This window comes from Corallococcus sp. AS-1-12 (assembly GCF_020036995.1).
Taxonomy (GTDB): Bacteria; Myxococcota; Myxococcia; order Myxococcales; family Myxococcaceae; genus Corallococcus.
In genome coordinates, this window is record NZ_JAIQDD010000018.1 from 134,239 (window position 1) to 160,412 (window position 26,174).

Here is a 26,174-nt window from a genome sequence, read left to right on the forward strand (position 1 = left end):
AATCTTCAATCTTTGCGCGTGAGGCCACCCCCATGGAAACGTCGGGCCGCGGTGACTGGAAGCGTCGCGAGGGACTGGGCAGCGCCCTGGCCCAGATTGGCGTCGTCGCGGTGCTGCTGGCGGCGGGGGTCGCCTGGTACGTGCACCGGGGGCAGGTGCGCCAGGAGGTGGACGCCCACCTGCGCACGGCGCGCGCCGCGGTGCTGAAGGGCAACCCCAGCGACCTGGCCATGGCGCAGCAGAACCTGGACGCCCTCTTCCAGCTCGCGCCGGACTCGCGCGACGCGCGGGCGCTGGCCGCGGACCTCCAGGCGGAGCTGTGGCTCACCCACCACCTGCCCGGCGCGGACGCGAAGGCGCGCGAGCAGTTGGAGCGCGCGGAGGCGCTGGGCTCGCGCTCCGGTGAGCGCTACGGCGCCCGGGCCCTGCTGCTCGTGGGCGCGGGGCAGACGCAGGAGGCGAACAAGCTCCTGGAGGAGCTCAAGGCCCAGGGCGCCAACAGCCCCCGGCTGACGCTGGCCCAGGCGCTGCTGCTTCAGAAGGAGGGGCGCCTCTCCGAGGCCCGTCAGGCCTTCGCGCGCGCCGCGGAGGGGGCCTGGAAGGATCCGCGCTTCTCCGCGGCCTACGGTGAAGCGCTGCTCGACGAGGGGATGTTCCCCCAGGCAGTGGAGGCCTTCGCGCGCGCCACCAACGCGAACCCGGACCACCTGCTGTCGCGGGTGACGTCCGCCCTGGCGCGGCTGTACGCGGAGCGGCCCCCGGAGGGCGTGACGGCGTTGCTGGAGGAGGTGCGCTCGCGCGGCAAGGAGCTGACGCCCGCGCTCCAGGCCCGCGTGGCGGTGGTCCAGGCGGAGGTGGCGCTGGCGAAGGGCGCCCCGGATGAGGCGCTCACCCACGTGGACGCGGCGCTGAAGTCCTGGCCGGACGAACACTACGCCCTCTTCACCCGGGGCCGTGCGCTCGCGGCGAAGCGCGCCCCGGAGGCCCGCCAGGCCTTCGAGGCGGCGGTGGCGAAGCGGCCCACCGCGCCGCTGTTGACGCTGGAGGGCGCGCGGCTGCTCCAGGCCCAGGGCGACGGCGAGGGCGCGCTGGCCATGCTGGACGCCTACGAGAAGACCTTCCACGCGGTGAAGGCGCGGACGGCGGACGGCAAGGAGCTGCCCGCGCTGGACAGGGACGACCGGTACTGGCTCGCGCGCGGCGGCGTGATGGAGGCGGCCGGCCGTCAGGACGACGCGCTCGCGGCCTACGACAAGGCGCTGTCGGCGCGCGGCGTGGGGCTCGCGCGGGCGCAGTACGCCAAGGGCGCGCTGCTGCTCACGCGCAAGGACTTCGACGGCGCGAAGGCGCTGCTCACCGCCGTGGCCCCGGAGTCGGGCGCGGGCAGCATCCCGGAGGCGTACGCGGCGCTGGGCGAGCTGCTCTTCGCCCAGGGCGAGTTCGCCGCCGGGTGCCAGCAGCACTACTTCTCGCTCGTGCGCGCCCGCGCGCAGGGGGCGCCCGCGGAGCAACTGGCCACGCGCGCCAACGACATCAAGAAGCGCCTGGAGACCAGCGGCCAGCCCGCCATGGCCAAGGCGTGGCTCACGGAGGCCGGGCCGCTCTTCAGCGGCGGCGGTGAGCCCGCCGCGGTGACGCGCTAGAGCAGCTCCGAGGGGTCCAACCGGCGCTGCTTCGCCTTCACCACGCGCCACTCGCCATCGGACTCCTTCTCGAAGGTGCCCTCGATGGCGTAGGCGTTGAGCACGCTGTCCTTCGCCAGGTCCTCCAGCTTGTCCGCCTGCGAGCGGCCGAAGATGAAGCGCGCCTGGAAGTCCCCCTGCGTGGGCGACACCTCGTGCACGTCGATGTCCGTGGTGAAGACGCGCACCCACTGGCCCCGCAGCACCTGCGCGGCCAGGATGCGGTGCACGTCCTGCTTGTTCCAGCCGTCCGTCGTCTTGAAGCGCTCGGACACGCCCTCCATCACCCCGCCCACGTCCTTGTCCTCCGCCGCGCGCGTCATCGCGATGATGCGCCGGGTGACGGCGTCCTTCACGCCCGGCTCCTCGCGCGGCCAGAGGAACAGCACCAGCGCCGCGGCCGCCACCGCCGCCATGCCGCTCACCACCCGCGTTCGCGTCAGCACCATCTCAGGCGGCCCCGGTCTCCGGCTCCAGCATCATGTCGTCCGCGTCGATGATCTCCAGCGGGCGCAGCGCCTCGCCAATCTGCTTCAGGCGGCGGTCGGACAACTGCTCCAGGTACGTGCGGATGTTGGGGAAGGACGTCACCAGCTCCTGGAAGGCCTCCCGCTTGAGCCACCCCGCCGCCGTCTTGCGCGTCACGGACACCGTGGCCGTGGCCCTCAGGCCCGTGAGGAGTGAAATCTCCCCCGCCACGTCGCCCTCGCGCAGCACGCCCAGCGTCACCATGCCGCCCGCCGGGTCCTCCTTCTGCACCGTCAGCTCGCCGGCCAGCACCAGGAACAGGCCCTGGGAGTACTCGCCCTCCACCAGGACCTTCTCGCCGGGCTGGAGCGCGCGGAAGGTGAAGCGCTGGAAGAACGCGCCCCGCTCCGACTCCGGCAACTGCTGGAACAGGGGCGAGTTCGCCATCAGGTTGCGCATCATGCGCTGCTGCGCGAAGTCCGCCAGCAACTGCGGCACCGCCGGGTGGCTCTTCGCCACCGCGTTGAGGTGCTCGCGGCGGATTTCGAAGACCTCCGAGTCCGACACCGCCGTCACCGTCGCGGTGGGCGGCGCGCCCGTGAGCAGCGCCAGCTCCCCGAAGATGGAGCCGCCGCCCAGGAAGCCCAGCGTGCGGTCCTCGCCGTCCGTCCTGCGCGTCACCTCCGCCTTGCCGGCGACGATGACGTGCAGGTGGTCGTCCGGCTCGCCCTCGCGGCTGATGACCTCCTCCGGCTTGATGGTGCGCCACACCATGCGCCCCACCAGGTCCAGGAACGCGTCCCGGTCCAGGTCCGCGAACAGCGGCAGGGGCGGACGGCTCTGCGGATCCGCGGTGCCGCCGGTGTCCGGCGCGGCCAGCACTTCAATGGCGCGGTTGGACAGCTCCTCGCCCACCAGCCCCATCAGGTCCGTGTCCACCTTGCCGTCGTACAGGTGCTCCGGCGGCAGCGGCGGCGGCACGGCGGCGCGGCCCGGGGCGCTGCGCGCGGCGCGCGAGTGCACGCGGTAGAGCGTCTCCTTCAGGCGGCGCTCGTTCGGCGACAGCTCCAGGGCCAGCTTGCACGCGGCCATGGCGCTCAGCAGGTAGTCGCGGCGCAGGAGCCCCTCCGCGCACGCGTGGTACGCGGTGACGGCGCGCTCACGCTCCCCCAGCTCCGCCAGGCACCGGGACGCCAGCATGCGCGAGCGGTGGTCGGCGGGCACGCGGCGAACGGCCTCCGCGAAGACGGCGAGGGCGCGCTCGAACTGGCGCTCCTCGAACAGGTCCATGCCCAGCTCACGCAACGACGACTCGTTCATCCGGTGTCTCCAGACCGCGCACGACGACAGGTGTGACAGGAATCCATGAACGAGGCCGCCCACCCCATCCCCCCGGGCGGCGGCCCCCTGACTGAAAGCTTCGCGCTACGAACCGCCGGCCTTCTGCAGCTCGCTCAGCGCCATCTCCGCCTTGCGCTTCACGTCCGCGCCCTCCGCGGACGCCTCGATGACGATCTTGAACTGCTCCGTCGCCAGCGCCGGGTCGCGGTCGCGCGAGATGTACGCCGACAGGTACAGCTCCTCCACCTTCTTCTGCAGCTCGTCCAGGCCGTCGCGGGCGCGCGAGTCCCCCGGGTTGAGGCGCAGCGCCTCGCGGAAGCTGCGGCCCGCCAGCGGGTACTCCTTGCGCTTGAAGGCCGCCTGCCCCGCCGCCACCGACGCGGAGGCCAGCTCGTTGTCCAGGGTGTCGCCCAGCGAGCCCGCGAAGCCGATCTGCCGGTACACCTCCGCCGCGCGGCGCAGCGGCTTCACGGAGGCCTCCAGCGCGTTGTTCTCGTACTTCTTCTGGCCCTCCTCGAAGGCGGAGCGGAACTGGGGGATGAGCTTCTTCAGGTTGCGCGCGCGGGCCTGGATGTCCGCCTCGCCCCGGAACTTGTCCATCACCCGGTCCACCTCCAGCGTCGCGCGCTGGAAGTCCCCGCCGTTGAAGCGGCGCTCCACGTCCTGGAAGGCCTCCGCCACGAACTCCGCGCGGCGCTGCTTGGCGTTCTCCGCGGCCACCGCCTGCCGGATGCCGGCCTGCCGCGCGGCCTGCGCCGCCTCCTTGGCCAACTGGTTCTCCAGGTCCGCCAGCTTCTGCTCATAGAGCGAGCGCGTGCCCTGCGGCAGCTCCGCGATGAGGGTGCGCGCGTCGTCCGGCCGGCGCTCCGTCAGCGCCGCGTCCACGAGGCCCAGCGTGTACGCCTGCTCCTTGGCGTCCAGCTCCTCCTCCAGCTTCCTGCGCTCCTCGTCCATGCGCGCCGTGCCCTGCGGCGTGCTGGCCAGCTTCTGGCGCGCCTCCGGGTAGCGGTTCTCCGCCATCAGCCCCCGGGTCGCCTGGAAGGCGTCCACGATGTCCTGGAGCTGCTGCGCCGCCTTGGCCACGCCGTCCACGTCGATGCCCACGCGCAGCTTCTCCGCCTCCTGGGCGAAGCGCACCGCGTCCGGGTAGTCGCCGTCACGCACCTTGTCGCGCGCGCGCTGCATCAGCTCCTGGGCGCGCGCCTGGTTCGGGTCCACCACCGGCTTGGGCGGCGGCTTGTTGCCGCTGGACATGACCAGGCCGGCGATCAGCATCAGGAGCACCAGGCCGCCCACCGCCGCGCCCACCTTCATCTTGAAGGTGGGCTTGAAGCCCTCGCGCGCCGACGAGCGCACCGGACGCGGACGGGGCACGCCCGTCTTGCGCGCCTTCTCGTCGCGCATCAGGTCCGCGAGCTTGTAGTTCGCGTTGGTCTTCTCATCCAGGCGCGGGTCCTTCCGCTCCTCCTTCTTTTCCTCCTTCTTCTCCTCCGCCTCGCCGGACTCGGCCTTGGCGCGCATCTCCTTGATGAGCTCGCCCTCGTCCACGAAGCGCAGGCGCGTCTTGCCCACGGAGATCTCGTCCCCGTGCTTCAGGATGCACTCGTCGACCTTCTGGTCGTTCACCTGGGTGCCGGAGATGCCGCCCAGGTCGCGCATCACCACGCCGCTCTCGCCGTAGACGAGCTCCAGGTGGCGCCGGGACACCGTCTGGTCGCCCAGGGCGAAGTCGCAGTCCTTGCTGCGCCCCACCACCATGCGCACGCCCTTGAAGCGCTTCTTGCGCCCCTTGTCCGGGCCGTCCAGCACCAGCATCAGCACCGGGGGGCCGGCGCGCGTCGTCTCGGAGTTGTCCTCGTCCTCGTCGGCGGGCTCCTCCGCCTCCGGACGCACGTCTTCAATTGAGGCCACCCGCGTCTCGCCCGTGCGCGAGCGCACCGGCTCCGCGTCGCCGTACAGCTCCGGGTCTCCCCCGTCCTGGCTGTCCTCCCCGGAGAGCGGCGCGGACCAGTCCTCGTCCGGCACGGCGGAGACGCGGCGCGAGCCGCCCCCCGCGGGGGCTTTGGGTCGGCGGTCCGCCGGCGCGCCCCCGGCCGAACGGCCGGTACCTGAACGCGACGACGGTGATGGACGGCGAGGAGGCATGGGTGGGTCCAGGTTGAAGCGGCCAGCATCTTAGAGCGCCCACCGCACGGTGGGAATGCGCTCCCAGCGTTCCTTTCAGGGAAGACGGGCCCATTCCGGTTCGTTGGCCCGCACGGCGGCCCCTCCCCGATGTAGGTTTCCCTCCATTCCCGATTCCTCCAGCGCCCCGAGCCTCCCCATGCCCCGAGCCCTCGCGTCCTCCCGGCGCGCCCGTCCCGCCCAGCTCGCCCCCCCGGCCGCGCGGCAGGCGGCCGCCTCCCCGCTCCTGCCCCCCGGTCTGTTGGAACGTCTGCTGGCGGAAGCCATGGGCCGGGGCGCGGACTTCGCGGAGGTGTACGTGGAGCGCACGTCCACCACGGCGGTGGTGCTGGAGGAGCAGCGCATCCGCAGCGCGCAGGTGGGCCTGGTGCAGGGCGTGGGCGTGCGGGTCATCGCCGGGGCCAAGGTGGGCTACGCCTACTCCGACGACTGGGACGAGGCCGCGCTCGTGCGCGCCGCGCGCACCGCCGCGATGATCGCCCAGGGCGGCGGCTCCGAGCGCGCCTACCCCGTCAAGCGCGTGCCGGTGCCCAGCCATTACCGGGTCGGCCAGCCGCTGGAGGACGTGGCGGTGGCGCGCAAGACGGCGCTGCTCACCCGCGCGGACAAGGCGGCCCGCGCCTTCGACTCGCGCGTCCAGCAGGTGAACGCGTCCTACGTGGATCAGACGCGGCGCATCGCCGTGGCCAACACCACCGGCCGCTTCAGCGAGGACACGCAGGACCAGTCCCGCATGAGCGTGCACGTGGTGGCGCTGGGCAAGAACCGCGAGCGGCGCACGGGCATGTACGGCAGCGGCGGCCGGGTGTCCTTCAGCTACTGGGACGGCGTGACGCCGGAGTCCGTGGCGGAGGAGGCCGCGCGCCAGGCCATCGCCACGCTGGGCGCGGTGGACTGCGTGGCCGGCCCGCAGACGGTGGTGCTGGCGCCGGGCTGGAGCGGCATCCTCCTGCATGAAGCGGTGGGCCACGGCCTGGAGGCGGACTTCATCCGCAAGGGCACGTCGCTGTTCGCGGGCAAGCTGGGGGAGAAGGTGGCCTCGGAGCTCGTCACCGTCATCGACGACGGCACGGTGTCCAGCGCGCGCGGCTCCATCAACATCGACGACGAGGGCGTGCCGGGCGAGCGCAAGGTCCTCATCGAGAACGGCGTCCTCAAGGGCTACCTCTATGATCAGCTCAACGCGAAGCTGATGAACCAGCGCTCCACGGGCTCGGGCCGGCGGGAGTCGTTCAAGAGCCTGCCCCTGCCGCGCATGACGAACACCTTCCTGGCGCCCGGGGACCACGCGCCGGAGGACATCCTCAAGGAGGTGAAGCGCGGGCTGTACTGCGCCACCTTCGGCGGAGGCCAGGTGGACATCAGCAACGGCAACTTCGTCTTCGAGGTCAGCGAGGCCTACCAGATTGAAGACGGGAAGCTGGGCCGCCCGGTGAAGAACGCCATCCTGATTGGCGTGGGGCCGGAGGCGCTGAAGAACATCACCCGCGTGGGCTGCGACCCGATGCCGGACCCCGGCATGGGCGTCTGCGTGAAGGACGGGCAGATGATGCCCGTGGGGGTGGGCCTGCCCACCGTGCGCATCGACAACGTCACCGTGGGCGGAACGAAGGTCGGCTGAGGACAACCGTGAACTACGAACAGCTCGCGAAGAAGGTCGTCCAGCGCGCCGTGAAGAAGGGCGCGAAGCAGGCGGAGGCCTACCTGGAGGTGGGCCGCCAGAGCAGCGTGCGCGTCCGCGAAGGGCAGATTGAAGACCTCACGGAGGCCACCAGCAAGGGCCTGGGCATCCGGGTCATCGTGAAGGACCGGCTGGGCTTCGCGTACACGTCCGACTTCACGCCCGCGGGCCTGGAGCGCGTGGTGGACCTGGCCGTGCAACTGGCGGAGGCCGCCGCGCCCAACAAGCTCAACGGCCTGCCCGGCGCGAAGGACCTGGGCAGGCGCGGGGACACCGGCGTCCTCTTCGACCCCAAGGTCGCGAACCTGCCCGGGGACTGGAAGATCAACGCGGCCCTGGAGGCGGAGCGCGCGGGCCGGGCGCAGGACGCGCGCGTCGTCACCTTCGACTCCGTGTCCGCGGGCGACTTCGTGGCGGAGGTGTACCTCGCGTCCAGCGAGGGCGCATCCGGCGGCTACTCGGGCACGTACGTGTACCTGGTCGCGGTGCCGGTGGCGTCACAGGACGGGCAGCTCCAGACGGGCTACTGGCTGGACTACAAGCGCTTCCTGGACGACCTGGAGTCGCCGGAGTCCATTGGCCGCGAGGCCACGAAGCGCGCCGTGCGCATGCTGGGCGCGAAGCCGGTGAAGACGCAGCAGGTGCCGGTGGTGTTCGACCCGCTGGTGGCCGCGAGCTTCGTGGGCAACCTGTCCCAGGCCGCCAACGGCAACGCCGTGTACCAGCAGTCCAGCGTGCTCGCGCCCCACCTAGGCAAGCGGCTGGCGGGCAAGCACGTCACGCTGGTGGATGACGGCCTGCTGCCCCGGGGCCTGGCCACCGCGCCGTTCGACGGCGAGGGCGTCCCCACGCGCCGCACGCCCATCCTCGACCAGGGCGTGCTGTCCGGCTTCCTCTACGACGCGTTCACCGCGCGCAAGGCGAAGGCGCGCACCACGGGCAACGCGTCGCGCGGCTACAGCGCGCTGCCGGGCATCGGCGCCACCAACCTCTACCTGGAGAAGGGCACGAAGACGCCGGAGGAGCTGATCCGCGAGGTGCCCCAGGGCCTCTACGTCACCGCCCTGTTGGGCCACGGCGCGGATCCGGTGTCCGGGGACATGTCCTGCGGGGCCAACGGCCTTTGGATTGAGAACGGTGAGCTGACCCACCCGGTGCAGGAGGTGACGGTCGCGGGCCACCTGCTCCAGATGTTGAAGGACGTGGACGCGGTGGGCAGCGACCTCCAGTTCCGGGGCGGCAGCGTGGGCGCGCCCACTGTCCGCTTCCGACAGCTCACCGTCTCCGGCGCGTAGCCGGCGCCACGCGGTCGCCTACGCTCGCGGACCTCCTTTCCACCGGCACGAGGTGAAGTCCGCATGGCCGCGAAGTCCGCCCGCAAGTCCGCCCCCGCGAAGTCGAAGTCGGCCACGCCGCGCAAGCCGCGCCGCAAGAAGGCCGAACCGAAGTCGCGGGGCCTGAGCGCGGCCGAGGTCGCGAGCGAGTCCGTCGCCTTCCCCGAAGCCCTCCTCCAGGCCGTGCGCGAGGACGGCGGCGAGGTGCTGTCCGTCTACCGCGACCCGCTGGGCGGACACCCCGTCGTCTTCGCCGCGCTCCCCATCGACAAGGTGGAGCCCACGCCCTACCAGCGCGACCTGTCCGAGCCCCACGTCAAGCGGCTCGCCACCGCCATGGAGCGGCTGGACCGCTTCCTGGACCCCGTCATCGCGGTGCGCGTGGAGGGCCGCTACTGGACACCCAACGGCAACCACCGCCTCAACGCCAGCAAGCTGCTGGGCGCGAAGTCCATCGTCGCGCTGCTGCTGCCGGACGAGGACGTGGCCTATCAAATCCTCGCCCTCAACACGGAGAAGGCCCACAACCTGAAGGAGCGCTCGCTGGAGGTCATCCGCATGGCGCGGGGCCTCCTCGGCGCGAACCGCCCGGGCAAGGAGTCCGCCTTCTCCCACCTCTTCGAGGAGCCCTCCTTCCTCACCCTGGGCGCCGCCTACGAGAAGCGCCCCCGCTTCTCCGCGGGCGCCTACCACCCCTTCGTCAAGGTGGTGGACGGCTTCCAGGACGTGCCGCTGCCCCAGGCCCTGGCCGTGCGCGACGCCCAGGCGGACAAGCTGCTGGAGCTGGACGACGTGGTGGTCGCCATCGTCAACGCCCTCAAGGAGCGCGGCCTCCAGAGCCCCTACCTCAAGAACTTCGTCGTCGCCCGGCTCAACTTCCTGCGCTTCCGCAAGGACGGCCCGCCTCCCACCTTCGACGCCACCATCAGCCGCATGCTCGCCAGCGCCCGGCGCTTCAACGTGGACAAGGTGAAGCGCGAGGACATTGGCCGCATGGGCGGCGGCCCCGTGGAGCCGGACGAAGAGCAGGCCTGACGGGAATGGGGATTGCAGGGCCGTGTTGAGAGAGGCCCCGTACCCCCATGACATCTCCCACGGTCCTGGTCGTCGACGACGACCGCGCCAACCTCGATTCGGTCGCCCGCATCTTCCAGCGGGAAGGCTTCGCCACGTTGTCCGCCGCGCAGGGCACGGAGGCGCTGGAGCTGCTCCGGCGCCCGGAGGTCAGCGTCATGGTCACCGACCTGATGATGCCCGGCATGGACGGCCAGGAGCTGCTCAAGGCCAGCCGCGCCATCCGCCCGGACGTGGAGGTGGTGCTGATGACCGCCTACGGCACGGTGGAGACGGCCGTGGCCGCCATGAAGGACGGCGCCTACGACTTCATCACCAAGCCCCTCAAGCGCCACGCCCTGGTGAAGGCCGTGCAGAAGGCGCTGGAGAAGCAGGCGCTCGTCCAGGAGAACACCTCCCTCAAGGCGAAGCTCGCGGAGATCAACCCCGCGGGCGGGCGCGCCATGGTGGGCCAGTCCCCCGCCTTCCGCGCCATGCTGGACACCATCCGCCAGGCCGCGCCCTCCACCGCCACGGTGCTCCTGCTGGGCGAATCCGGCACCGGCAAGGAGCTGGCCGCCAGAGCGCTGCACGAGCACTCCGCCCGGGCGAAGCAGCCCTTCATCGCCGTGAATTGCGGCGCCATCCCGGAGAGCATCCTGGAGGCGGAGCTCTTCGGGGTGGAGCGCGGCGCGTACACCGGCGCCGTCACCCGCCGCGAGGGCCGCTTCGAGCGCGCCAACGGCGGCACCCTCTTCCTGGACGAGGTGGGCGAGATGCCCCTCTCCGCGCAGGTGAAGCTCCTGCGCGTGCTCCAGGAGGGAGAGCTGGAGCGGCTGGGCGGCACGCAGACGGTGAAGGTGGACGTGCGGCTGGTCGCCGCCACCAACAAGGACCTGCAGAAGGAGGTCGCCGAAGGGCGCTTCCGCGAGGACCTCTACTACCGCCTGCACGTGGTGGAGATCCGCGTGCCCGCGCTGGCCTCGCGCCGCGAGGACATCCCGCTGCTGGCGGAGGCGTTCCTGCGCCGCTTCTCCGCGAAGAACGGCAAGGTGCTGCGCGGCTTCTCCCCGGACGCCCTGGGCGTGCTGGAGAACTACGCGTGGCCGGGCAACGTGCGCGAACTGGAGCACGCCGTGGAGCGCGCCGTGGTCCTGGCCCGCACGGACGTGCTGGAGGCCAGCGACCTGCCGGAGTCCGTGCGCAAAGGGCCCCTGGGCTCCGCCGGACAGCTCGTCATCCCCATCGGGACGCCCATGGAGGAGATTGAAAGGCGCGTCATCCACGAGACCCTGCGCCACACGCGCGGGGACAAGACGCTCGCCGCCCGCCTGCTGGGCATCGCCGCGCGCACCATCTACCGCAAGCTCGAGCGCGAGCAGGGCGGCCCCGACACGCCTCCGGCCCCCCCCTCCCCCCCCACCAGCGCGGACTGACAGGCCGTCACACCGGCCCCCGCCTGCTTTTGACAATTTGTCCGGACGTCCTGTCCCGGCCGCTCCCCTGGCCGGGGCCCCATCCTATTCCGAAATAATTTCAAGGACTTGGCCGTAAGTCGTGGGTTTGACGCCCGCCCACCGATGGCACCTGCCTTGCTCAAGGTCCCATCTGGGGCTGGCTTTCTCCCGGAAGCGTGATGGAACTCTTCTTTCGCAAGTACTTCTGGAGCGTGAACCTGTTGTTCATCCTGCTCGTCGCCCTGCTGGCGGCGCGCACGGTGAACCTGTTCGTCGAATCCTCCATCTCCCCCGCGCCCGCGTCCGAGGCCCCCGCCCGCGTCGCGCAGCGCACCCACGCCGCGGACAGCGGCCTGGCCACCATCGACGCGGAGCGCCTGTCGCGCCTCACCGGCGTGAAGCTGCCGGAGCCGGAGGTCGCGGTGAAGGAGCCCACGGCGCCGGAGTTCGACGCCAACGCCCCGCCGGCCAAGAGCGGCCTGCGCGTGAAGCTCCTGGGCACGCTCGTCGCGGCCAACCCGGACTGGTCCTTCGCGTCCATCCAGGACATGAACACGCAGCGTTCGCAGACCTACATGATCGGCAACAACCTGATGGGCGCCACCATCATGGAGATCGAACGCGAGCGGGTGATCATCAACAACAACGGGCGCCGGGAGTTCATCGACGGGCAGCCCGGTGACGGCGCCGTCGCCGCGTACACCCCGCCCCCGGTGGCCCCCACCGCCACGCCGACCAACAGCCTGGGCAACGGCATCAAGTCCACGGGTGAGAACGAGTACGAAGTCCCCAAGGCGGAGATCGACAAGACGTTGAGCAACCTCAACGACGTGGCGATGCAGGCGCGCATCGTGCCCGCCTTCAAGGACGGCCAGGCGGTGGGCTTCAAGCTGTTCTCCATCCGCCCGGACAGCATCTATTCGAAGATCGGCGTCCAGAACGGTGACGTCATCCGCCGCATCAACGGCTTCGACATGAACAGCCCCGAGAAGGCGCTGGAGATCTACTCGAAGCTGAAGGACTCCTCCCGCATCGAGATCGAGATCGAGCGCAACGGCGCGCCGATCCGCAAATCCTACAACGTCCGTTAAACACCCCCGTCAAAGCGCCCGCTCCTCCATGAAGACGACGCTCCCGTCCTGGATGCTCTGCCTGTGCCTCGCGCTCTCCGTTCCCGCGTGGGCCCAGCGCCGTCCTACACAGCCCGGCACCCCCTCGCCCGCCCCGGCGGCCCAGGGTGAACGCGACCGGACCATCACCCCGCAGAACGGCAGCGCCGCGCCCGCCGAGAACCAGGGCCCCCGCCAGACGCCCACGTGCGAGCAGGCCCGGCGCAACGCGCGCTACGGCATCTACTTCGACAAGGTGGACATCGAGAAGCTCGTCCAGACCGTGTCGGACGCCACCTGCCGCACCTTCATCCTCCCGGAGAACGTGCGCGGGAAGATCTCCATCATCGGGCCGGAGAACGGCCGCGTGGAGGTGGACGCGGACCAGTTCTACTCCGCGTTCCTCGCCGCGCTCGACGCGAACGGGCTCGCCGTCTACCCGTACGGCCGCTTCCTGAAGATCGTCGACAAGCGCTCGGCGAAGCAGAACCCCATCCCGACCATCGTGGACGAGGACACCCCGTACACGACGAACGAGCAGATGGTCACCAAGCTGTTCAAGATCAAGTACGTGGAGGTGGAGCCGCTGCGCGGCGTGCTCCAGCAGCTCGTGTCCAAGGACGGCGACACCATCCCGTACCCGCCGGACACCATCATCGTCAACGACGTGGGCTCCAACATCCACCGCCTGGAGCGCCTCATCAAGCAGTTGGACAGCCGCTCGTCCAGCGACGAGATGCGCATCATCCAGGTGCAGTACGCCACCGCGCAGGACGTGGCCAACACCATCCAGAAGCTCTTTGAAGCCAAGGCCGGCGCGGGCGGCCGCACGGGCCAGCGCCCCGGCAACTTCACGCAGGGCCAGCCCGGCCAGCCCCCGCCGGGCTCGGAGGGCGTGGCCGGCTCGGAGACGGGCGGCGCCGTCACGCTGTCGCAGATCATCCCGGACGAGCGCACCAACAAGCTCATCGTCGTGGCCAGCCCCGCCGCCTTCGGCCGCATCGAGGACCTGGTGCGGGAGATCGACATCCCGTCCGGCAGCGGCAACAAGATCAACGTCTACCCGCTGGAGAACGCCAACTCGGAGGAGCTGGCCAGCACGCTCCAGTCGCTCGCGCAGGGCACCGCCAACCGCCCCCAGCGCGGCCCCGTCCCGGTCCAGCCGCAGGGCCTGCCGCGCGCGCCCGCCCAGGCCGCGGAGCTGTTCAGCGGCGAGGTGAAGATCTCCGCGGACAAGGGCACCAACTCGCTGGTCATCGTCGCCAGCCAGGCGGACTACAAGAACATCGTCCAGATCATCCAGCAGTTGGATCAGCCGCGCCGCCAGGTGTTCGTGGAGGCGGTGATCATGGAAGTGAACCTGGACCGCAACAGCGAGTTCGGCATCAACTTCCACCAGGGCTTCAGCCTCAAGACGGATGACGGCGCCATCCCCGGCATCCTGGGCACCAACTACTCCGGCGGCTCCATCCCGCCGTCCTTCTCCCTGGCGAACCTGGCCAGCATGGGCGGCTTCCTCGCCGGCATCCAGGGCCCCGTCCTGCCGGAGCTCAAGAACCTGGGCATCGACATCCCGGCCTTCGGCGTGGTGCTCAACGCCATGCAGCAGTCGTCCGACGTGAACGTGCTGTCCACGCCGCACCTGCTCACCAGCGACAACGAGGAGGCCGAAATCACGGTGGGCCAGAACGTGCCCTTCCAGTCCGGCTTCACCCCGTCCGCGCTGAGCGCGTCGCTGGGCGGCACCGGCACCACCGGCGGCGTCAACCCGTCGCTGCTGGGTTCGCTGGGCGGCCTGGGGTCGCTGTACGCGCCCATCACCCGCCAGAACGTGGAGCTCAAGCTCACCGTCAAGCCGCAGATCAACGAGAGCGACTACATCCGCCTGGTCATCACCGAGCAGACGGAGGAGATCGCCTCCTCGGACCCCGTCCTGGGCCCCACCACGTCCAAGCGCAGCGCGAAGACGACCGTCATCGCCAAGGACATGGAGACGGTGGTGATTGGCGGCATCATGCAGGACCGCACGCTGGAGTCCGTCTCCAAGGTGCCGGTGCTGGGTGACATCCCGCTTTTGGGCCACCTGTTCCGCGACACCACGCGCCGCAAGACGAAGACGAACCTGCTGCTCTTCCTCACGCCCTACATCATCCGGGGCCAGGAGGACTTCCGCCGCATCTTCGAGCGCAAGATGAAGGAGCGGCAGCAGTTCGTGGAGCAGTTCTACGGCCAGGTCCCCGGCTACGACGTCGCGGTGGACTTCAGCCGCAAGCCCGGCCCCCTGTCGCGCATGAACCAGTCCGTCATCAAGGAAGAGCAGCGGGTGGAGAACGGCGGCAGCGGCACGCCCAACGAGCGGGTCATCCGCCCGAACGGCGCCCCCGCTCCCGGCGGCTCACCCTCCCCGTCTCCCGCGCGGCCGGGCGGGGGAGCGCCTGCTCCGCAGGAAGGCGCCGCGCCCTCCCCCGAGGGCGACCAGGCGCCGCGAAATTTCGAGGCGCCTCCGGAGGGTTCGGAGAGATCAGTCCCCGCGCCGCAGCCTGAAGTCGTCGCGCCCGCACCGGATGCGGACGCGGAGCGGCTGCGCATCCAGCCGGGAGACGGGGAGTAACCGCCATGGACCTGACCGCCGACACCACCACCTCCCAAGGCTCCACCGCGACGCCCGACGTGTCCGGCGGCCGCAACGACGCCACCCAGGTCGTGGGCCACGGGCTCGCGTACCTGTGTGGCCGGCCCATCGGGGAGATCCTCCGCGCGCTCGTGCCCGGCCTCACCCCGGAGAAGGTCCAGGAGGCGCTCGCCACCCAGCAGGAGAAGGGCGGGCGGCTGGGCGAGATCCTGGTGGGCATGAAGGCGATCAGCGAGGAGGACGTCGCTCGCGCGCTGGGCCACCAACTGGACCTGCCCTACCTCCAGCGCATCTTCGTGGAGGAGGTGGACGCGGAGCTGGTCAAGCGCATCCCCATCAACTTCGCCCGCCAGACGCAGCTCCTGCCGCTCTCCCTGGAGGGCGACGAGGTGGTGCTCGCGGTGGCGGATCCGCTGGACACGACCGCGCTGGACCACGCGCGCCTGCTGCTGGGCCAGGGCATCCAGCCGCGCATCGCGCTCGCCTCCACCATCGTGGACGCCATCAACAGCGTGTACGACCGCTCCGTCAACGAGGCCGAGGCGCTCGTGGACGAGATGGAGACCACGGAGGACCTGGACTCGCTGGCCCATGAGCTGGAGGAGCCCAAGGACCTGCTGGACGCGGACGACGAAGCGCCCGTCATCCGGCTGGTGAACTCCGTGCTCTTCCGCGCCGCCAAGGAGCGCGCGAGCGACATCCACATCGAGCCCATGGAGCGCGAGCTCCTGGTGCGCTTCCGCATCGACGGCGTGCTCCAGGAGGTCATCAAGCCGCCCAAGCGCTACCAGAACTCCATCATCGCGCGCGTGAAGGTGATGGGGCAGCTCAACATCGCGGAGAAGCGCCTGCCGCAGGACGGCCGCATCCGCATCAAGCTCGCGGGCCGCGACATCGACATCCGCCTGTCCACCACGCCCACGTCCTTCGGCGAGCGCATCGTCATGCGTCTGCTCGACAAGACGGCGACGCTGCTGGACCTGGCGGAGATCGGCATGAGCCCGCAGGTGCTGGGCAACATGGAGTCCGTCATCAAGCGCTCCCACGGCATCGTCCTGGTGACGGGCCCCACGGGCTCCGGCAAGACGACGACGCTCTACGGCGCGCTCTCCAAGATCAACACGCCGGACCTGAACATCCTCACCGTCGAGGACCCGGTCGAGTACCAGCTCAAGGGCATTGGCCAGATGGCCATCGCCCCGAAGATCGGCCTCACCTTCGCGCAGGGCCTGCGCTCCTTCCTGCGCCAGGACCCCGACGTCATCATGGTCGGTGAGATCCGCGACAAGGAGACGGCGGAGATCGCCATCCAGGCGTCCCTCACGGGCCACCTGGTGCTCTCCACGGTGCACACCAACGACGCGGCCGGCGCCGTGACGCGACTGGTGGACATGGGCGTGCAGCCCTTCCTCGTGGCGTCGTCGCTCACCGGCATCCTCGCCCAGCGCCTCGTGCGCCGGGTGTGCCCGGACTGCCGCCAGCAGTACACGCCCACGGACGCGGAGCTGAAGGAGCTGGGCTACACGGTCGCGAGCTTCAAGGCGAAGTTCGGCACGGACCGCATCTACCGCGCGGTGGGCTGCCCGTCCTGCAACCGCAACGGCTACCGCGGCCGCTCCGGCATCTACGAGTTCCTCTTCGTGGACGACGACGTGCGCCAACTGGTGCTCAAGAACGTGGACGCGTCCACCATCAAGAAGTCCGCCCTGGCCAAGGGCATGACGACGCTCCTGGACGACGGCGTGCGGAAGATCGCCCTGGGCGAGACGACCATCGCCGAAGTGCTGAGCATCACGCAGGAGGACATCTAGGTCCGCCATGCCCGTCTTCGAATACAGAGGCCTTGATTCCCAGGGCAGGCAGAAGAAGGGCCTGCTGGAGGCGGACTCGCCCAAGACGCTGCGCTCCAAGCTGCGTCAGGACGGCATCTTCCTCACGGACGTGCTGGGTCAGGCGGAGGGCAGCCGCGCGGGCGTCTCCAAGGGCGCCAACGCGTCCCTGCTCGCGCGTGACGTGGACCTGCGCAAGCTGGGCCGCGGCCGCGTGTCCACGGAGGACGTCGCCATCCTCACCCGGCAGTTGGCCACGCTGCTGGGCGCGGGCGTCACCATCGTGGACTCGCTCAACGCGCTGGTGGACCAGGCGGAGAAGGAGCGCCTCAAGCGCGCCCTGTCCGACATCAAGCAGCGCGTGAACGAGGGCTCGTCCCTGGCGGACGCCTTCTCCCAGCACCCCAAAATCTTCCCCAGCATCTACATCAACATGGTGCGCGCGGGTGAGGCCTCCGGCGCGCTGGACCAGGTCCTCCTGCGCCTGGCGGACTTCACGGAGAACCAGGCCAAGCTGCAGCAGAAGATCATCGGCACGATGATCTACCCCATCATCATGCTGGCGGTGGGCGGCGGCATCCTGGTGCTGCTGATGGTGTTCGTCGTCCCGAAGGTGACGAAGATCTTCGAGACCATGAAGGCCACCCTGCCCCTCAACACGCGCATCCTCATCGCCGCGTCCAACCTCATGCAGGGGTGGTGGTTCATCATCATCCCGGCCTTCATCGCGGGCGTGGTGCTCTTCCTGCGCTGGACGAAGAGCCCCAAGGGCAAGCCCAAGTGGGACCGCTTCACGCTCAAGGCCCCCATCTTCGGCAGCCTGGTGCGCCTCCTGGCCATCTCCCGCTTCGCGCGCACGCTGGCCACGCTGCTCAAGAGCGGCGTGCCCATGCTGGCCGCGCTGGACATCGTCAAGGCGGTGATGACGAACTCGGTGCTGGCGGACGCGGTGGAGAACGCCCGCGAGTCCATCCGCGAAGGCGAGAGCATCGCCAACCCGCTCAAGCGCTCCGGCCAGTTCCCGCCGCTCGTCTACCACATGGTCGCCATCGGTGAGAAATCAGGGCAGTTGGAGGACATGCTCCTGTCGGTGGCGGACTCCTATGAGACGCAGGTGAACGTGCGCATCGGCGCGCTCACCAGCCTCCTGGAGCCCATGCTCATCGTGGTGATGGGCGTGATGATTGCATTCGTCGCGCTCTCCATCCTGATGCCGATTCTGCAGGTGAACACGGCCATCCATTAGGTGGAGGGAGCTCCCGCGATGAACGACACGCTCGACCGGTGGATCCAGCGCGCGACGCTGATGGGCCTCTTGGCCCTGGCCGCCACGCTGGCGACGGTGGGGGCCACCCTGTACGCCCACCGCGACCCGCCCGCCGCCTCCAGCGCGGGCACGGCCCCCTGACGAAACGCCCCTGACATCCCGACACACCCATGGCGCGGTGGCTTGCCAGAAAGTCACCCGAAAGCTGGTGAAGACATGCACACGACGAACGCCAAGAAGCAGCAGCGCCGCAAGAACCGCGGCATGACCCTCATCGAGATCATGGTGGTCATCACCATCCTCGGGCTCATCGCGGCGGCGGTGGGCGTGGCCGTCATCCCGAAGCTGGAAGAGGCCAAGCAGGACACGGCGCGCCTGGACATCCGCAACATCCAGAGCGCCATGAAGCTCTACTACACGAAGAAGGGCTCCTACCCGGACACCGCCACGGGCCTCAAGGCGCTGGTGGACACCAACAACCTGGAGCGCATGCCGCTGGACCCCTGGGGCCGCGAGTACGTCTACATGAACGAGGGCGGCAAGCCGGTCATCACCAGCTACGGCGCCGACGGCAACCCGGGCGGCGAGGGCTCCGACGCCGACATCTCCTCCAAGGACCAGAACGCCAAGCCGTAACGGGCGTTTTTCCCGAAGCAAAGCCGCGCCTCCCGCGTGTTGTCGTAGGAATGCCCGTGATGACTCCCGAGCACACTTCCTCCCCGACGTCCGCGCGTGAGGCGCGAGCCGCTTCCAGCGGACAGGCCCGCGCCCGCTCTCCCCGGCTGGGCCGCCTGCTGCTGCTGGGCGTCTTCGGTGTCGCCACCCTGCTCGCGTTCGCGCTGGTGTGGGCCACCGAGGACAGCAGCCTCACCCCGCCCCAGCGCCAGGCGCGCGAGCAGATCCGCCGCCTGGAGGGCTACTTCAAGGCCCACCACCGGCTGATGGGCTTCTTCCCCTCGCAGGAGCAGGGCTTCGCGCCGCTCATCGAGTCGAAGGTGCTGGACTCGACGCCGCTCGACCCGTGGGGCCACCCGTACGTCTACCGCATGGAGGGCAAGACGGGCGCCGTGCTGTCCCTGGGCTCGGACGGCAAGCCCGGCGGCACCGGCGACGCCGCGGACATCTTCTCCGGCGGCATCGTGGCACAGGAGGTGCAGCCTTGAAGCCGGCCATGGCCCCTCGTCCCGCCCGCCGCCGTCGCGCCCCGCGCGGCCTCACGCTGATTGAAATCTCCATCGCGCTGGCCATCGCCGCGGTGATGTTCGCCGCGGTGACCATCGGCATCGGCGCCATCACCGGCGCGAAGGCGAAGGGCAGCGCCACGGAGCTCGCGGGCGTCATCCGCTCGCTCTACGACTCGGCGGCGCTCAGCGGCCGGACGTGCCGGCTGGTGTTCGAAATCCCGGACCCGAAGCGGGAGGAGGCCACGCGCTACCACGCCGAGTGCGCCGCGGGCGGCGTCACCACCTCGCGCGACCGGGACGCGGCGCTCCGCGACGAGGCGCGCGACCGCGAGCGCGCCCGGAAGAGCGGCAACAGCGGCGGGGACACGCGCAAGAACTACACGCGCTCGGAGGGCTCGCAGCCGTCCGCGCAGGAGCTGATGGACGAGGAGAAGAACCGCATCGAGTCCCAGTCCACCTTCTCCTCCTACACCGCCGAGGAGATCTCGCCCAAGGAGCTGCCGGCGGGCGTGGCGGTGTCGGTGTGGACGCGGCAGCAGCGCGAGCCGGTGGAGAGCGGCGTGGCCTATCTCTACTTCTTCCCGCAGGGCTACACGGAGAAGGCCATGGTCTTCCTGCGCCAGGGTGACAACGCCTGGACGCTGGACGTGTCACCCCTGACGGGCAAGGTGTTCATCGCATCCGAGGCCCTGGAGGTGCCCCGCTCATGAGGACTGCAACGCACGGGCGCGGGGGCTTCACCCTGCTGGAGACGATGGTGGCCCTGGCCATCCTCAGCGTCGCGCTGATGGCCATCTTCGACCTCAACTCCGGCGCGGTGGCCAACCACGTCTACACCAAGCGGCTCACCGTGGCGGCGCTCCTGTCCCGCTCGAAGATGACGGACCTGGAGCAGAAGCTCTACGACGACGGCTTCGAGCAGGACGACGACGAGCAGTCCGGCGACTTCTCCGACGAGGGCTGGCCCCAGTTCAAGTGGCGCGCGCGCATCATCGCGCCCAAGACGGACGGCGTGACGCCGGATCAGCTCATCGGCGCCATCTTCAACCTGCCCATGGGCGGCGGCGACTCCGGCGACCCCATGGGCGGCCTGGCCAGCCTCTTCGGCGGCGGCGGCGGTGACGGCAAGGGCGGCACGCCTCCCGGCGGCACCACCACGGCCAGCCCCATGGGCGCGTCCGCCATGAGCATGGCGCAGCCCATGTTCACGCAGATGGTGGACCAGCTCACCAAGTCCGTCCGCGAGGTGCACCTCACCGTGTACTGGAAGGAGGGCACCCAGGTGGAGAGCGTGGACGTGGTGACGCACGTGGTGTCCCTGGGGCCCGGCGGCGACCGCAACGGCGGCTTCACGCCCAACGCGGGCAGCACGGCGGGCGCGGAGAACCAGTGGGTGAACCCGCGCACGGGCCAACTGGTGGACAACCCCATCCCCGGCCCCAACGGCCAGATGCTGGACCCGAACACGCGCGAGCCGCTGGTCAACCGGGCGGCCCAGCTCGATCAGCTCAACCGGAACATGGGCGGCCAGCAGGGCGGCACCGGCAACACCGGCATCAACCCGCGCTCGCCCGGCGGCATCTTCGGCGGCCGGGGCAGCCTGCCGAACCTGCCCACCCTGCCTCGCGGAGGGAGCATCCGATGAAGCGGCGCATGCGGGGCTTCACCCTCATGGAGGTCATGGTCGCGGTGGGCATCACCGCCCTCATGGGCACGGTCGTGGCCCTGGCCTTCCAGACGGGCATCAACGCCAAGGAGGTCGTGGAGGGCGAGGCGGAGCGCTACCGCATGGTGCGCGTGTCGCTCAACCGCATGGCGCGGGAGGTCGGCTCCGCGTTCGTGAGCGACCGCTATGACCTGCGCCGCTTCCGCGACCAGAACGACCGGCCCACCAACTTCATTGGCGAGCGCGACAAGCTGACCTTCACGACGTTCGCGAACCAGCGCCTGTACACGGACGTGAAGGAGTCCGACCAGGCGGTGGTGGAGTACTTCGTGGAGAACTCCTCCGAGCGCGGCGCCCGGCAGCGGCAGGACCTGAAGCGGCGGGTGAACCCCAACGTGGGGGACCGCATGGACCGGGGCGGCACCACGGACGTCCTCTTCGAGGGCGTCAAGGGCGTGGAGTTCGCCTACTGGGACTCCGACAAGAAGGAGTGGGACGACGAGTGGGACACGCGGCGCACGGAGAAGAAGGACCTGCTGCCCACGCGCGTGCGCATCACCGTCATCGCCCTGGATGAGGCGGGCAAGGAGGCGCGCTACACCACGCAGGCGCGCATCCTGCTCAACACCACCCTCCCGAGGTTCAACTGATGGCCTTCCCCTACTTCCAGCAGGCGTCCCGCCGGCGCGGCAAGGCGCGGACGGCCGCCCCCCAGGCCCCGGCGCCGCGGCGCTCCCCGGCGGAGCGCAAGCACCGGCGCTCGCGCGGCGTGGCGCTCATCATCGCGCTCGTGTCCATCACGCTGCTCACGGTGGTGGCCACGGAGTTCGCCTACAACAGCCGCGTGGACCTGCAGCTCGCCGCCAACCAGCGCGACGAAGTGCGCGCCTACTACATGGCCCGCTCCGGCCTGTCGCTGGGGCGGCTGCTGCTGCGCTTCCAGAAGCAGGTGGACCAGACGCCCATCCCCAACCCCGCGAGCATCCTGGGCGCGCTGGGCGGGCTCGCGGGCGGCGGCACCCCCGGCGCAGGCGGCGCGAACGCGTTCCAGCCGCAGTCGCTCAACCTCCAGCTCTGGAAGCTGGCGCGGGTGGACTGCCACATGCTCAAGGGCCTGGTGAAGAGCGACGGCGCGCAGGGCGAGGACGGCCGCCCCGTGGAGACGGAGCCCACGCAGGTGGACCCCAACTTCAAGTTCGAGGGCGAGGAGGGGGAGAACGCGGGCGCGGCCACGCAGATGGCGGCGCAGATGCAGCGCCGCTCCTTCGGCGGCTTCGAGGGCTGCTTCCTCGCGACCATCAGCGACGAGGAGGAGAAGCTCAACGTCATGCGCCTGAACACCGGCGGCGCGGAGTCCCAGGCGACCGCCGCGCGCATGCTGGACATGTTCGCGGACAAGCGCTTCGAGTTCCTCTGGCAGCAGGACGACGCCAACAAGGTGCGCTCCACGCCCCGGGACACCATCCTCGCGCTGAAGGACTGGTCGGACGAGGACACCACCCAGTCCACCCTCAACGAGAAGGACCCCACGAACCCCTTCGTCTCGGGCTTCGCGGACGAGGGTTCGCCGTACAGCCGCTACGAACCGCGCTATGACGTCAAGAACGCGCGCTTCGACAGCCTGGACGAGCTGTACCGGGTGCATGGCGTCAACGACCGCTTCATGGCGGCCTTCCGAGACCGGCTCACGGTGTACCCGGACATCAACTCCAAGCCGAACGTCAACACCGACGACCCCATCATGCTGGGGCTGGCCATCATGTCCGCCGCGGACCCCAACCGCCCGGACCCGCGCCTGACGGACCCCGTGTTCCTCAACGAGCTCATCAGCCGCATCCGCGCCGCGCGCATGTTCAACTTCTTCGGCATGTCGGTGGCGGACTTCGTGGGCGTGGTGGAGCAGGCCGGCATCGCGGTCAATCCGCTCATCAAGGGCAACGTCCAGCAGAACCGCTACCTGGGCGACAAGAGCAAGACATTCACCATCAAGTCCGTGGGAGAGGCGGGCAGCGTCCAGAAGACGCTCACCGCCGTCATCCGCCTGGACGACGGGCTGGGCAAGCTCGTGTATTACAGAGAGGAATAGCATGGCCCGCATTCTTGGCCTGGACCTGGGCAGCCACTCCGTGAAGGGGGTGGTGCTCACCTCCGGGACGAAAAGCAACACCACCCAGGCCTACGCGGAGGTGCGCCGCGCGCAGGAAGGCGAGCGCGCGGACACGCTGCGCGCCGCGGTGGAGGAGCTGCTCGGGAAGATGCCGCAGGGGCACGTGGACCAGGTCGTCATCGCCCTGCCCGGCCCGTCCCTCACCACGCACGCGGTGAGCCTGCCCTTCTCCGACAGCAAGCGCGTGGAGGCGACGCTGCCCTTCGAGGTGGGCAGCCAGCTCCCGTTCGACATCTCGGAGGTCGTCTACGACTACCAGGTGGTCGGCCAGAAGGACACCGGCGGCAAGGAGAAGGCCGCGGACCTGCTGGTGGGCGTGGTGAAGAAGGAGGAGCTCCAGTCGCTGCTGGCGCTGCTGGGCGGCCTCCAGGTGGATCCGCGCGTCATCACCCACCCGGCGCTCGCGTACCAGAACCTCTTCACCCAGCTTCCCGGCCTCTTCGAGGGCGTGGGCGACGGCGGCCCCGTGGCGGTGGTGGACATCGGCCACGAGCGCACGGCGGTGGCCATTGGCCAGCCGGGCAAGGGCGTGGAGTTCGCGCGCACCTTCGCGGGCGGCGGGCGCGACCTGACGCGCGCCCTGGCCACGGAGTTCCAGACGACGCTTCCGGAGGCCCACGCGTGGAAGGAGGCGCATGGCGCCATGGCCAGCGCCGCGCAGGGGCCGGACGCCGAGCGCGCCGCGAACGCCTTCGTGCGCGGCCTGCAGCCGGTGCTGCGCGAGCTGCGCCCGTCCTTCAAGTCCTTCGCCGCGCGCGCCCGCCGGCAGGTCTCCGCGGTGGTGCTGTGCGGCGGCACCGCGCGGATGCCGGGCCTGGCCGAGCAGTTGTCCAAGGACCTGAACCTGCCGGTGCGCGTGCTGGCGCTCCCGGTGGACGCGACGGAGAAGATCGGCCCCCGGGAGACGCCGACCGCGGCGCAGGCGTACGCGCTGGCCATGCGCGGCAACGCGGCGGGGGCCAGGGCGCCGCGCTTCAACCTGCGCCGGGGTGAGTTCGCCTTCAAGGGCGGCTACGACTACGTGAAGGACCGGCTGGGGCTCCTGGCGTCCTTCGCGGTGACGCTCCTGCTGCTGCTCATCGCCTTCGGCGTCGTGCGCAACACCGTCCTGTCGCGGCGCGAGGCGGAGGTGGACGCGGTGCTCTGCAAGACGACCCAGCGCATCCTGGGCACCTGCGAGACGAACTACGACCGCGCGCTGAACATGCTCAAGGGCGTGGAGAGCCCCGCCGCGGCGCTGCCCACGATGTCCGCGGTGAACCTGCTGGCGGAGGTCACCCAGCGCGTGCCTCCGGAGGTGCCGGTGAAGTTCGACCGCATCCAGGTGGACCTGGACCGCATCATGCTCCAGGGGGAGACGGACAGCTCCAAGCAGATCGACACGCTCTCCGCCGCCTTGAAGGGCCACCGCTGCTTCAAGGACGTGAAGGAGGGCAAGGTGGAGAAGACACGCGACGGGCAGAAGGTGACCTTCCGCCTGGACGTGCAGGTGCAGTGCCCCGGCGAGCCGCCGGCGGGGGAGACGTGACATGGGAAAGCTCAAGGAACTCTTCGCGCCCCTCCAGACCTGGTTCGAGCGGCTCTCCGACCGCGAGCGCAAGCTCGTGGCGCTGGCCGGCTCGGCGGTGCTGGTGTTCGTGCTCTTCGTGACGCTCTTCAGCTTCGCCAACAGCGCGCAGGGCTACCGCCGGCGCACGCAGGACAAGCTGGCGAAGCTGCAGGAGGTGCAGGCGCTGGCCATCAGCTACGGCCAGGCGCAGGCGGAGCGGCAGAACGTGGAGCAGCAGCTCACCCAGAGCAACGTGCGGCTGATCACCTACATTGAGGACAAGGCCACCGCCGCGGGCCTCACCGTCCCCAACATGACGCCCAAGGGCGACGTGGGCGTGGGGGACGGGAAGATCATCGAAAGCTCCGTGGAGCTGACCTTCACGGACGTGGACCTGCGCAAGCTGACGGACTTCCTGCGCACGGTGGAGACGGGCCCGGGCATCGTGAAGGTGAAGTACCTGCGCGTGGAGCCCCGGCCCGCCACGGACACCCTGACGGCGTGGACGACCGTCGCCACCTACCGGATGAAGCAATAGCCCATGGCCACTGAAACCAAGACCGCCCGCTGGAAGCTCGTCCTGGGCTACACCGCCTTCGCGGTGGTGGCGTTCATCCTCTGCCTGCTGCTGACGTTCCCCTACGACGCGGTCCGCTCGCGGCTGGTGACGGAGGCCGCGGCCCACGGGCTGGCGGTGCGCATGGACAGCCTGCGTCCCGGCCTGTCCGGCGTCACCGCCACCCACGTGCGGCTGAGCAAGCCGCCCACGCCGCTGGGCGCGGAGTCCGTCGCGGCGCTCGCCCGGGGCGAGTCCGGCGGGCTGGGCAAGGACGAGCTGGGCGAGGCGCTCATCTTCGACAGCGTGGCCCTGCGCCCGTCCCTCTTCCCGCCCGGCCTGGTGATGAAGCTGAAGGGCATGGGCGGCACGGTGGACATCCACGTGGGCGGCCTGAGCGGCACGACGCTGAACGTGGACGTGGACGGCGTGCAGGCCGGCGGCGGCAACCTGCCGGCGTACACCGGCGTGGACATGGAGGGCACCCTCAACGCGAAGCTCGCGCTCACGGCGCCGGGGACGATGATGCGCGGCCAGCCGGTGGACTGGTCCCAGGCGTCCGGCACGGTGGCGCTGGACACCCAGGGGCTCACCATCAAGGGCGGCAAGGCGGCCATCCCCATGGGCGGCGGCCCCGCCATGCCCATGGAGCTGCCGCGCGTGGCGCTGGGCGAGCTGAAGGGCGACCTCCAGTTCGACAAGGGCCTGGGCACGGTGCGCGACCTGAACCTCAAGAGCGAGGACCTGGAGGGCTCCGGCACCGGCACGCTGAAGCTGGGCCGCCGGCTGGAGTACAGCGAGCTGGGGCTGGACGTGCGGCTGAAGTTCGAGCAGGCCTTCCAGCAGCGGCTGGGGCCCCTGGCGCTCGCGGTGAACATGCTGCCGCAGGACCGGGACAACCCCGGTTGGCGCGGCGGCCGGCTCACCGGCATGGTGAGCAGCCCCCGCTTCGGACCCAAGCGGTAGGCCCCCGGTTGATGCCCGCGCACGCGCCGTGTAAAGCGCTGCGCGCGGC

The 26,174-nt window shown here is 70.3% G+C and carries 22 protein-coding genes; 19 read left to right on the forward strand and 3 right to left on the reverse strand.

What is annotated here, in order from left to right; translation table 11 throughout:
* Positions 1 to 32: 32 nt before the first annotated feature.
* Positions 33 to 1,643, forward strand: coding sequence for a tetratricopeptide repeat protein (locus K8556_RS25565; protein WP_223742700.1), 1,611 nt, complete (start codon positions 33 to 35; stop codon positions 1,641 to 1,643).
* Here K8556_RS25565 and K8556_RS25570 read toward each other — a convergent pair.
* The 3 genes from K8556_RS25570 to K8556_RS25580 form a co-directional block, all read right to left on the reverse strand.
* Positions 1,640 to 2,131, reverse strand: coding sequence for a hypothetical protein (locus K8556_RS25570; protein ID WP_223742701.1), 492 nt, complete (start codon positions 2,129 to 2,131; stop codon positions 1,640 to 1,642). The two genes, K8556_RS25565 and K8556_RS25570, sit on opposite strands and share 4 nt — an antisense overlap.
* Before the next feature lies 1 nt (position 2,132).
* Positions 2,133 to 3,470, reverse strand: a complete 1,338-nt coding sequence (locus tag K8556_RS25575; protein ID WP_223742702.1) for a cyclic nucleotide-binding domain-containing protein — start codon at positions 3,468 to 3,470, stop codon at positions 2,133 to 2,135.
* A gap of 105 nt (positions 3,471 to 3,575) precedes the next feature.
* Entirely contained in the window at positions 3,576 to 5,516 is a 1,941-nt protein-coding gene (locus tag K8556_RS25580) for an FHA domain-containing protein (RefSeq protein ID WP_223742703.1), read from the reverse strand.
* 298 nt (positions 5,517 to 5,814) lie between these two features.
* Between K8556_RS25580 and K8556_RS25585 the strand changes: the two genes are divergently transcribed.
* The 18 genes from K8556_RS25585 (at position 5,815) to gspN (ending at position 26,125) form a co-directional block, all read left to right on the forward strand.
* Positions 5,815 to 7,296, forward strand: a complete 1,482-nt coding sequence (locus tag K8556_RS25585) for a TldD/PmbA family protein (RefSeq protein ID WP_223742704.1) — start codon at positions 5,815 to 5,817, stop codon at positions 7,294 to 7,296.
* Between the two features lie 8 nt (positions 7,297 to 7,304).
* On the forward strand, positions 7,305 to 8,651 hold the full coding sequence (locus K8556_RS25590; RefSeq protein WP_223742705.1) for a TldD/PmbA family protein: 1,347 nt from the start codon (positions 7,305 to 7,307) through the stop codon (positions 8,649 to 8,651).
* A gap of 63 nt (positions 8,652 to 8,714) precedes the next feature.
* On the forward strand, positions 8,715 to 9,725 hold the full coding sequence (locus tag K8556_RS25595; RefSeq protein WP_223742706.1) for a ParB/RepB/Spo0J family partition protein: 1,011 nt from the start codon (positions 8,715 to 8,717) through the stop codon (positions 9,723 to 9,725).
* 47 nt (positions 9,726 to 9,772) lie between these two features.
* On the forward strand, positions 9,773 to 11,179 hold the full coding sequence (locus K8556_RS25600; protein WP_223742707.1) for a sigma-54 dependent transcriptional regulator: 1,407 nt from the start codon (positions 9,773 to 9,775) through the stop codon (positions 11,177 to 11,179).
* Between the two features lie 200 nt (positions 11,180 to 11,379).
* Positions 11,380 to 12,291 (forward strand): type II secretion system protein GspC, encoded by a 912-nt coding sequence (gspC, locus tag K8556_RS25605; RefSeq protein ID WP_223742708.1) that lies wholly within the window; start codon positions 11,380 to 11,382, stop codon positions 12,289 to 12,291.
* A 28-nt stretch (positions 12,292 to 12,319) separates the two neighbouring features.
* The gene (gspD, locus tag K8556_RS25610; RefSeq protein WP_223742709.1) at positions 12,320 to 14,920 is read left to right on the forward strand and encodes a type II secretion system secretin GspD; all 2,601 of its coding nucleotides are present in this window, start codon (positions 12,320 to 12,322) and stop codon (positions 14,918 to 14,920) included.
* 5 nt (positions 14,921 to 14,925) lie between these two features.
* Entirely contained in the window at positions 14,926 to 16,752 is a 1,827-nt protein-coding gene (gspE, locus tag K8556_RS25615) for a type II secretion system ATPase GspE (protein WP_223742710.1), read from the forward strand.
* Between the two features lie 7 nt (positions 16,753 to 16,759).
* On the forward strand, positions 16,760 to 18,016 hold the full coding sequence (gene gspF / locus K8556_RS25620) for a type II secretion system inner membrane protein GspF (RefSeq protein ID WP_223742711.1): 1,257 nt from the start codon (positions 16,760 to 16,762) through the stop codon (positions 18,014 to 18,016).
* Between the two features lie 18 nt (positions 18,017 to 18,034).
* Positions 18,035 to 18,178, forward strand: coding sequence for a hypothetical protein (locus K8556_RS25625; protein WP_167510879.1), 144 nt, complete (start codon positions 18,035 to 18,037; stop codon positions 18,176 to 18,178).
* Positions 18,179 to 18,253: 75 nt separating this feature from the next.
* On the forward strand, positions 18,254 to 18,673 hold the full coding sequence (gene gspG / locus K8556_RS25630) for a type II secretion system major pseudopilin GspG (protein WP_223742712.1): 420 nt from the start codon (positions 18,254 to 18,256) through the stop codon (positions 18,671 to 18,673).
* A gap of 59 nt (positions 18,674 to 18,732) precedes the next feature.
* Positions 18,733 to 19,200, forward strand: coding sequence for a type II secretion system protein GspG (locus tag K8556_RS25635; protein WP_223742713.1), 468 nt, complete (start codon positions 18,733 to 18,735; stop codon positions 19,198 to 19,200).
* Positions 19,201 to 19,208: 8 nt separating this feature from the next.
* Entirely contained in the window at positions 19,209 to 19,931 is a 723-nt protein-coding gene (locus K8556_RS25640; protein ID WP_223742714.1) for a Tfp pilus assembly protein FimT/FimU, read from the forward strand.
* Positions 19,928 to 20,866: a prepilin-type N-terminal cleavage/methylation domain-containing protein gene (locus tag K8556_RS25645; protein ID WP_223742715.1), complete on the forward strand. Its 939-nt coding sequence runs from the start codon at positions 19,928 to 19,930 to the stop codon at positions 20,864 to 20,866. Before K8556_RS25640 ends, K8556_RS25645 begins: the two co-directional genes overlap by 4 nt.
* Positions 20,863 to 21,537: a type II secretion system protein GspJ gene (locus K8556_RS25650; protein ID WP_223742716.1), complete on the forward strand. Its 675-nt coding sequence runs from the start codon at positions 20,863 to 20,865 to the stop codon at positions 21,535 to 21,537. Before K8556_RS25645 ends, K8556_RS25650 begins: the two co-directional genes overlap by 4 nt.
* Entirely contained in the window at positions 21,537 to 22,973 is a 1,437-nt protein-coding gene (locus K8556_RS25655) for a type II secretion system protein GspK (protein ID WP_223742717.1), read from the forward strand. Before K8556_RS25650 ends, K8556_RS25655 begins: the two co-directional genes overlap by 1 nt.
* A 1-nt stretch (position 22,974) precedes the next feature.
* A complete protein-coding gene (gene pilM, locus K8556_RS25660; RefSeq protein WP_223742718.1) occupies positions 22,975 to 24,582 on the forward strand; it encodes a pilus assembly protein PilM in 1,608 nt (535 codons plus the stop codon).
* Position 24,583: 1 nt separating this feature from the next.
* Complete coding sequence (gene gspM / locus K8556_RS25665) at positions 24,584 to 25,141, forward strand: type II secretion system protein GspM (protein WP_223742719.1); 558 nt, start codon at positions 24,584 to 24,586, stop codon at positions 25,139 to 25,141.
* Between the two features lie 3 nt (positions 25,142 to 25,144).
* The gene (gene gspN / locus K8556_RS25670) at positions 25,145 to 26,125 is read left to right on the forward strand and encodes a type II secretion system protein GspN (protein WP_223742720.1); all 981 of its coding nucleotides are present in this window, start codon (positions 25,145 to 25,147) and stop codon (positions 26,123 to 26,125) included.
* Positions 26,126 to 26,174 lie beyond the last annotated feature (49 nt).

Excerpts from the sequence above, each read along its gene's own strand:
- K8556_RS25565 (WP_223742700.1), top strand. The coding sequence starts at position 33 with ATGGAAACGTCGGGCCGCGGTGACTGGAAGCGTCGCGAGGGACTGGGC.
- K8556_RS25570 (WP_223742701.1), bottom strand. The coding sequence starts at position 2,131 with ATGGTGCTGACGCGAACGCGGGTGGTGAGCGGCATGGCGGCGGTGGCG.
- K8556_RS25575 (WP_223742702.1), bottom strand. The coding sequence starts at position 3,470 with ATGAACGAGTCGTCGTTGCGTGAGCTGGGCATGGACCTGTTCGAGGAG.
- K8556_RS25585 (WP_223742704.1), top strand. The coding sequence starts at position 5,815 with ATGCCCCGAGCCCTCGCGTCCTCCCGGCGCGCCCGTCCCGCCCAGCTC.
- K8556_RS25595 (WP_223742706.1), top strand. The coding sequence starts at position 8,715 with ATGGCCGCGAAGTCCGCCCGCAAGTCCGCCCCCGCGAAGTCGAAGTCG.
- K8556_RS25600 (WP_223742707.1), top strand. The coding sequence starts at position 9,773 with ATGACATCTCCCACGGTCCTGGTCGTCGACGACGACCGCGCCAACCTC.
- gspC (WP_223742708.1), top strand. The coding sequence starts at position 11,380 with ATGGAACTCTTCTTTCGCAAGTACTTCTGGAGCGTGAACCTGTTGTTC.
- gspD (WP_223742709.1), top strand. The coding sequence starts at position 12,320 with ATGAAGACGACGCTCCCGTCCTGGATGCTCTGCCTGTGCCTCGCGCTC.
- gspE (WP_223742710.1), top strand. The coding sequence starts at position 14,926 with ATGGACCTGACCGCCGACACCACCACCTCCCAAGGCTCCACCGCGACG.
- gspF (WP_223742711.1), top strand. The coding sequence starts at position 16,760 with ATGCCCGTCTTCGAATACAGAGGCCTTGATTCCCAGGGCAGGCAGAAG.
- K8556_RS25625 (WP_167510879.1), top strand. The coding sequence starts at position 18,035 with ATGAACGACACGCTCGACCGGTGGATCCAGCGCGCGACGCTGATGGGC.
- gspG (WP_223742712.1), top strand. The coding sequence starts at position 18,254 with ATGCACACGACGAACGCCAAGAAGCAGCAGCGCCGCAAGAACCGCGGC.
- K8556_RS25635 (WP_223742713.1), top strand. The coding sequence starts at position 18,733 with ATGACTCCCGAGCACACTTCCTCCCCGACGTCCGCGCGTGAGGCGCGA.
- K8556_RS25640 (WP_223742714.1), top strand. The coding sequence starts at position 19,209 with ATGGCCCCTCGTCCCGCCCGCCGCCGTCGCGCCCCGCGCGGCCTCACG.
- K8556_RS25645 (WP_223742715.1), top strand. The coding sequence starts at position 19,928 with ATGAGGACTGCAACGCACGGGCGCGGGGGCTTCACCCTGCTGGAGACG.
- K8556_RS25650 (WP_223742716.1), top strand. The coding sequence starts at position 20,863 with ATGAAGCGGCGCATGCGGGGCTTCACCCTCATGGAGGTCATGGTCGCG.
- K8556_RS25655 (WP_223742717.1), top strand. The coding sequence starts at position 21,537 with ATGGCCTTCCCCTACTTCCAGCAGGCGTCCCGCCGGCGCGGCAAGGCG.
- pilM (WP_223742718.1), top strand. The coding sequence starts at position 22,975 with ATGGCCCGCATTCTTGGCCTGGACCTGGGCAGCCACTCCGTGAAGGGG.
- gspM (WP_223742719.1), top strand. The coding sequence starts at position 24,584 with ATGGGAAAGCTCAAGGAACTCTTCGCGCCCCTCCAGACCTGGTTCGAG.
- gspN (WP_223742720.1), top strand. The coding sequence starts at position 25,145 with ATGGCCACTGAAACCAAGACCGCCCGCTGGAAGCTCGTCCTGGGCTAC.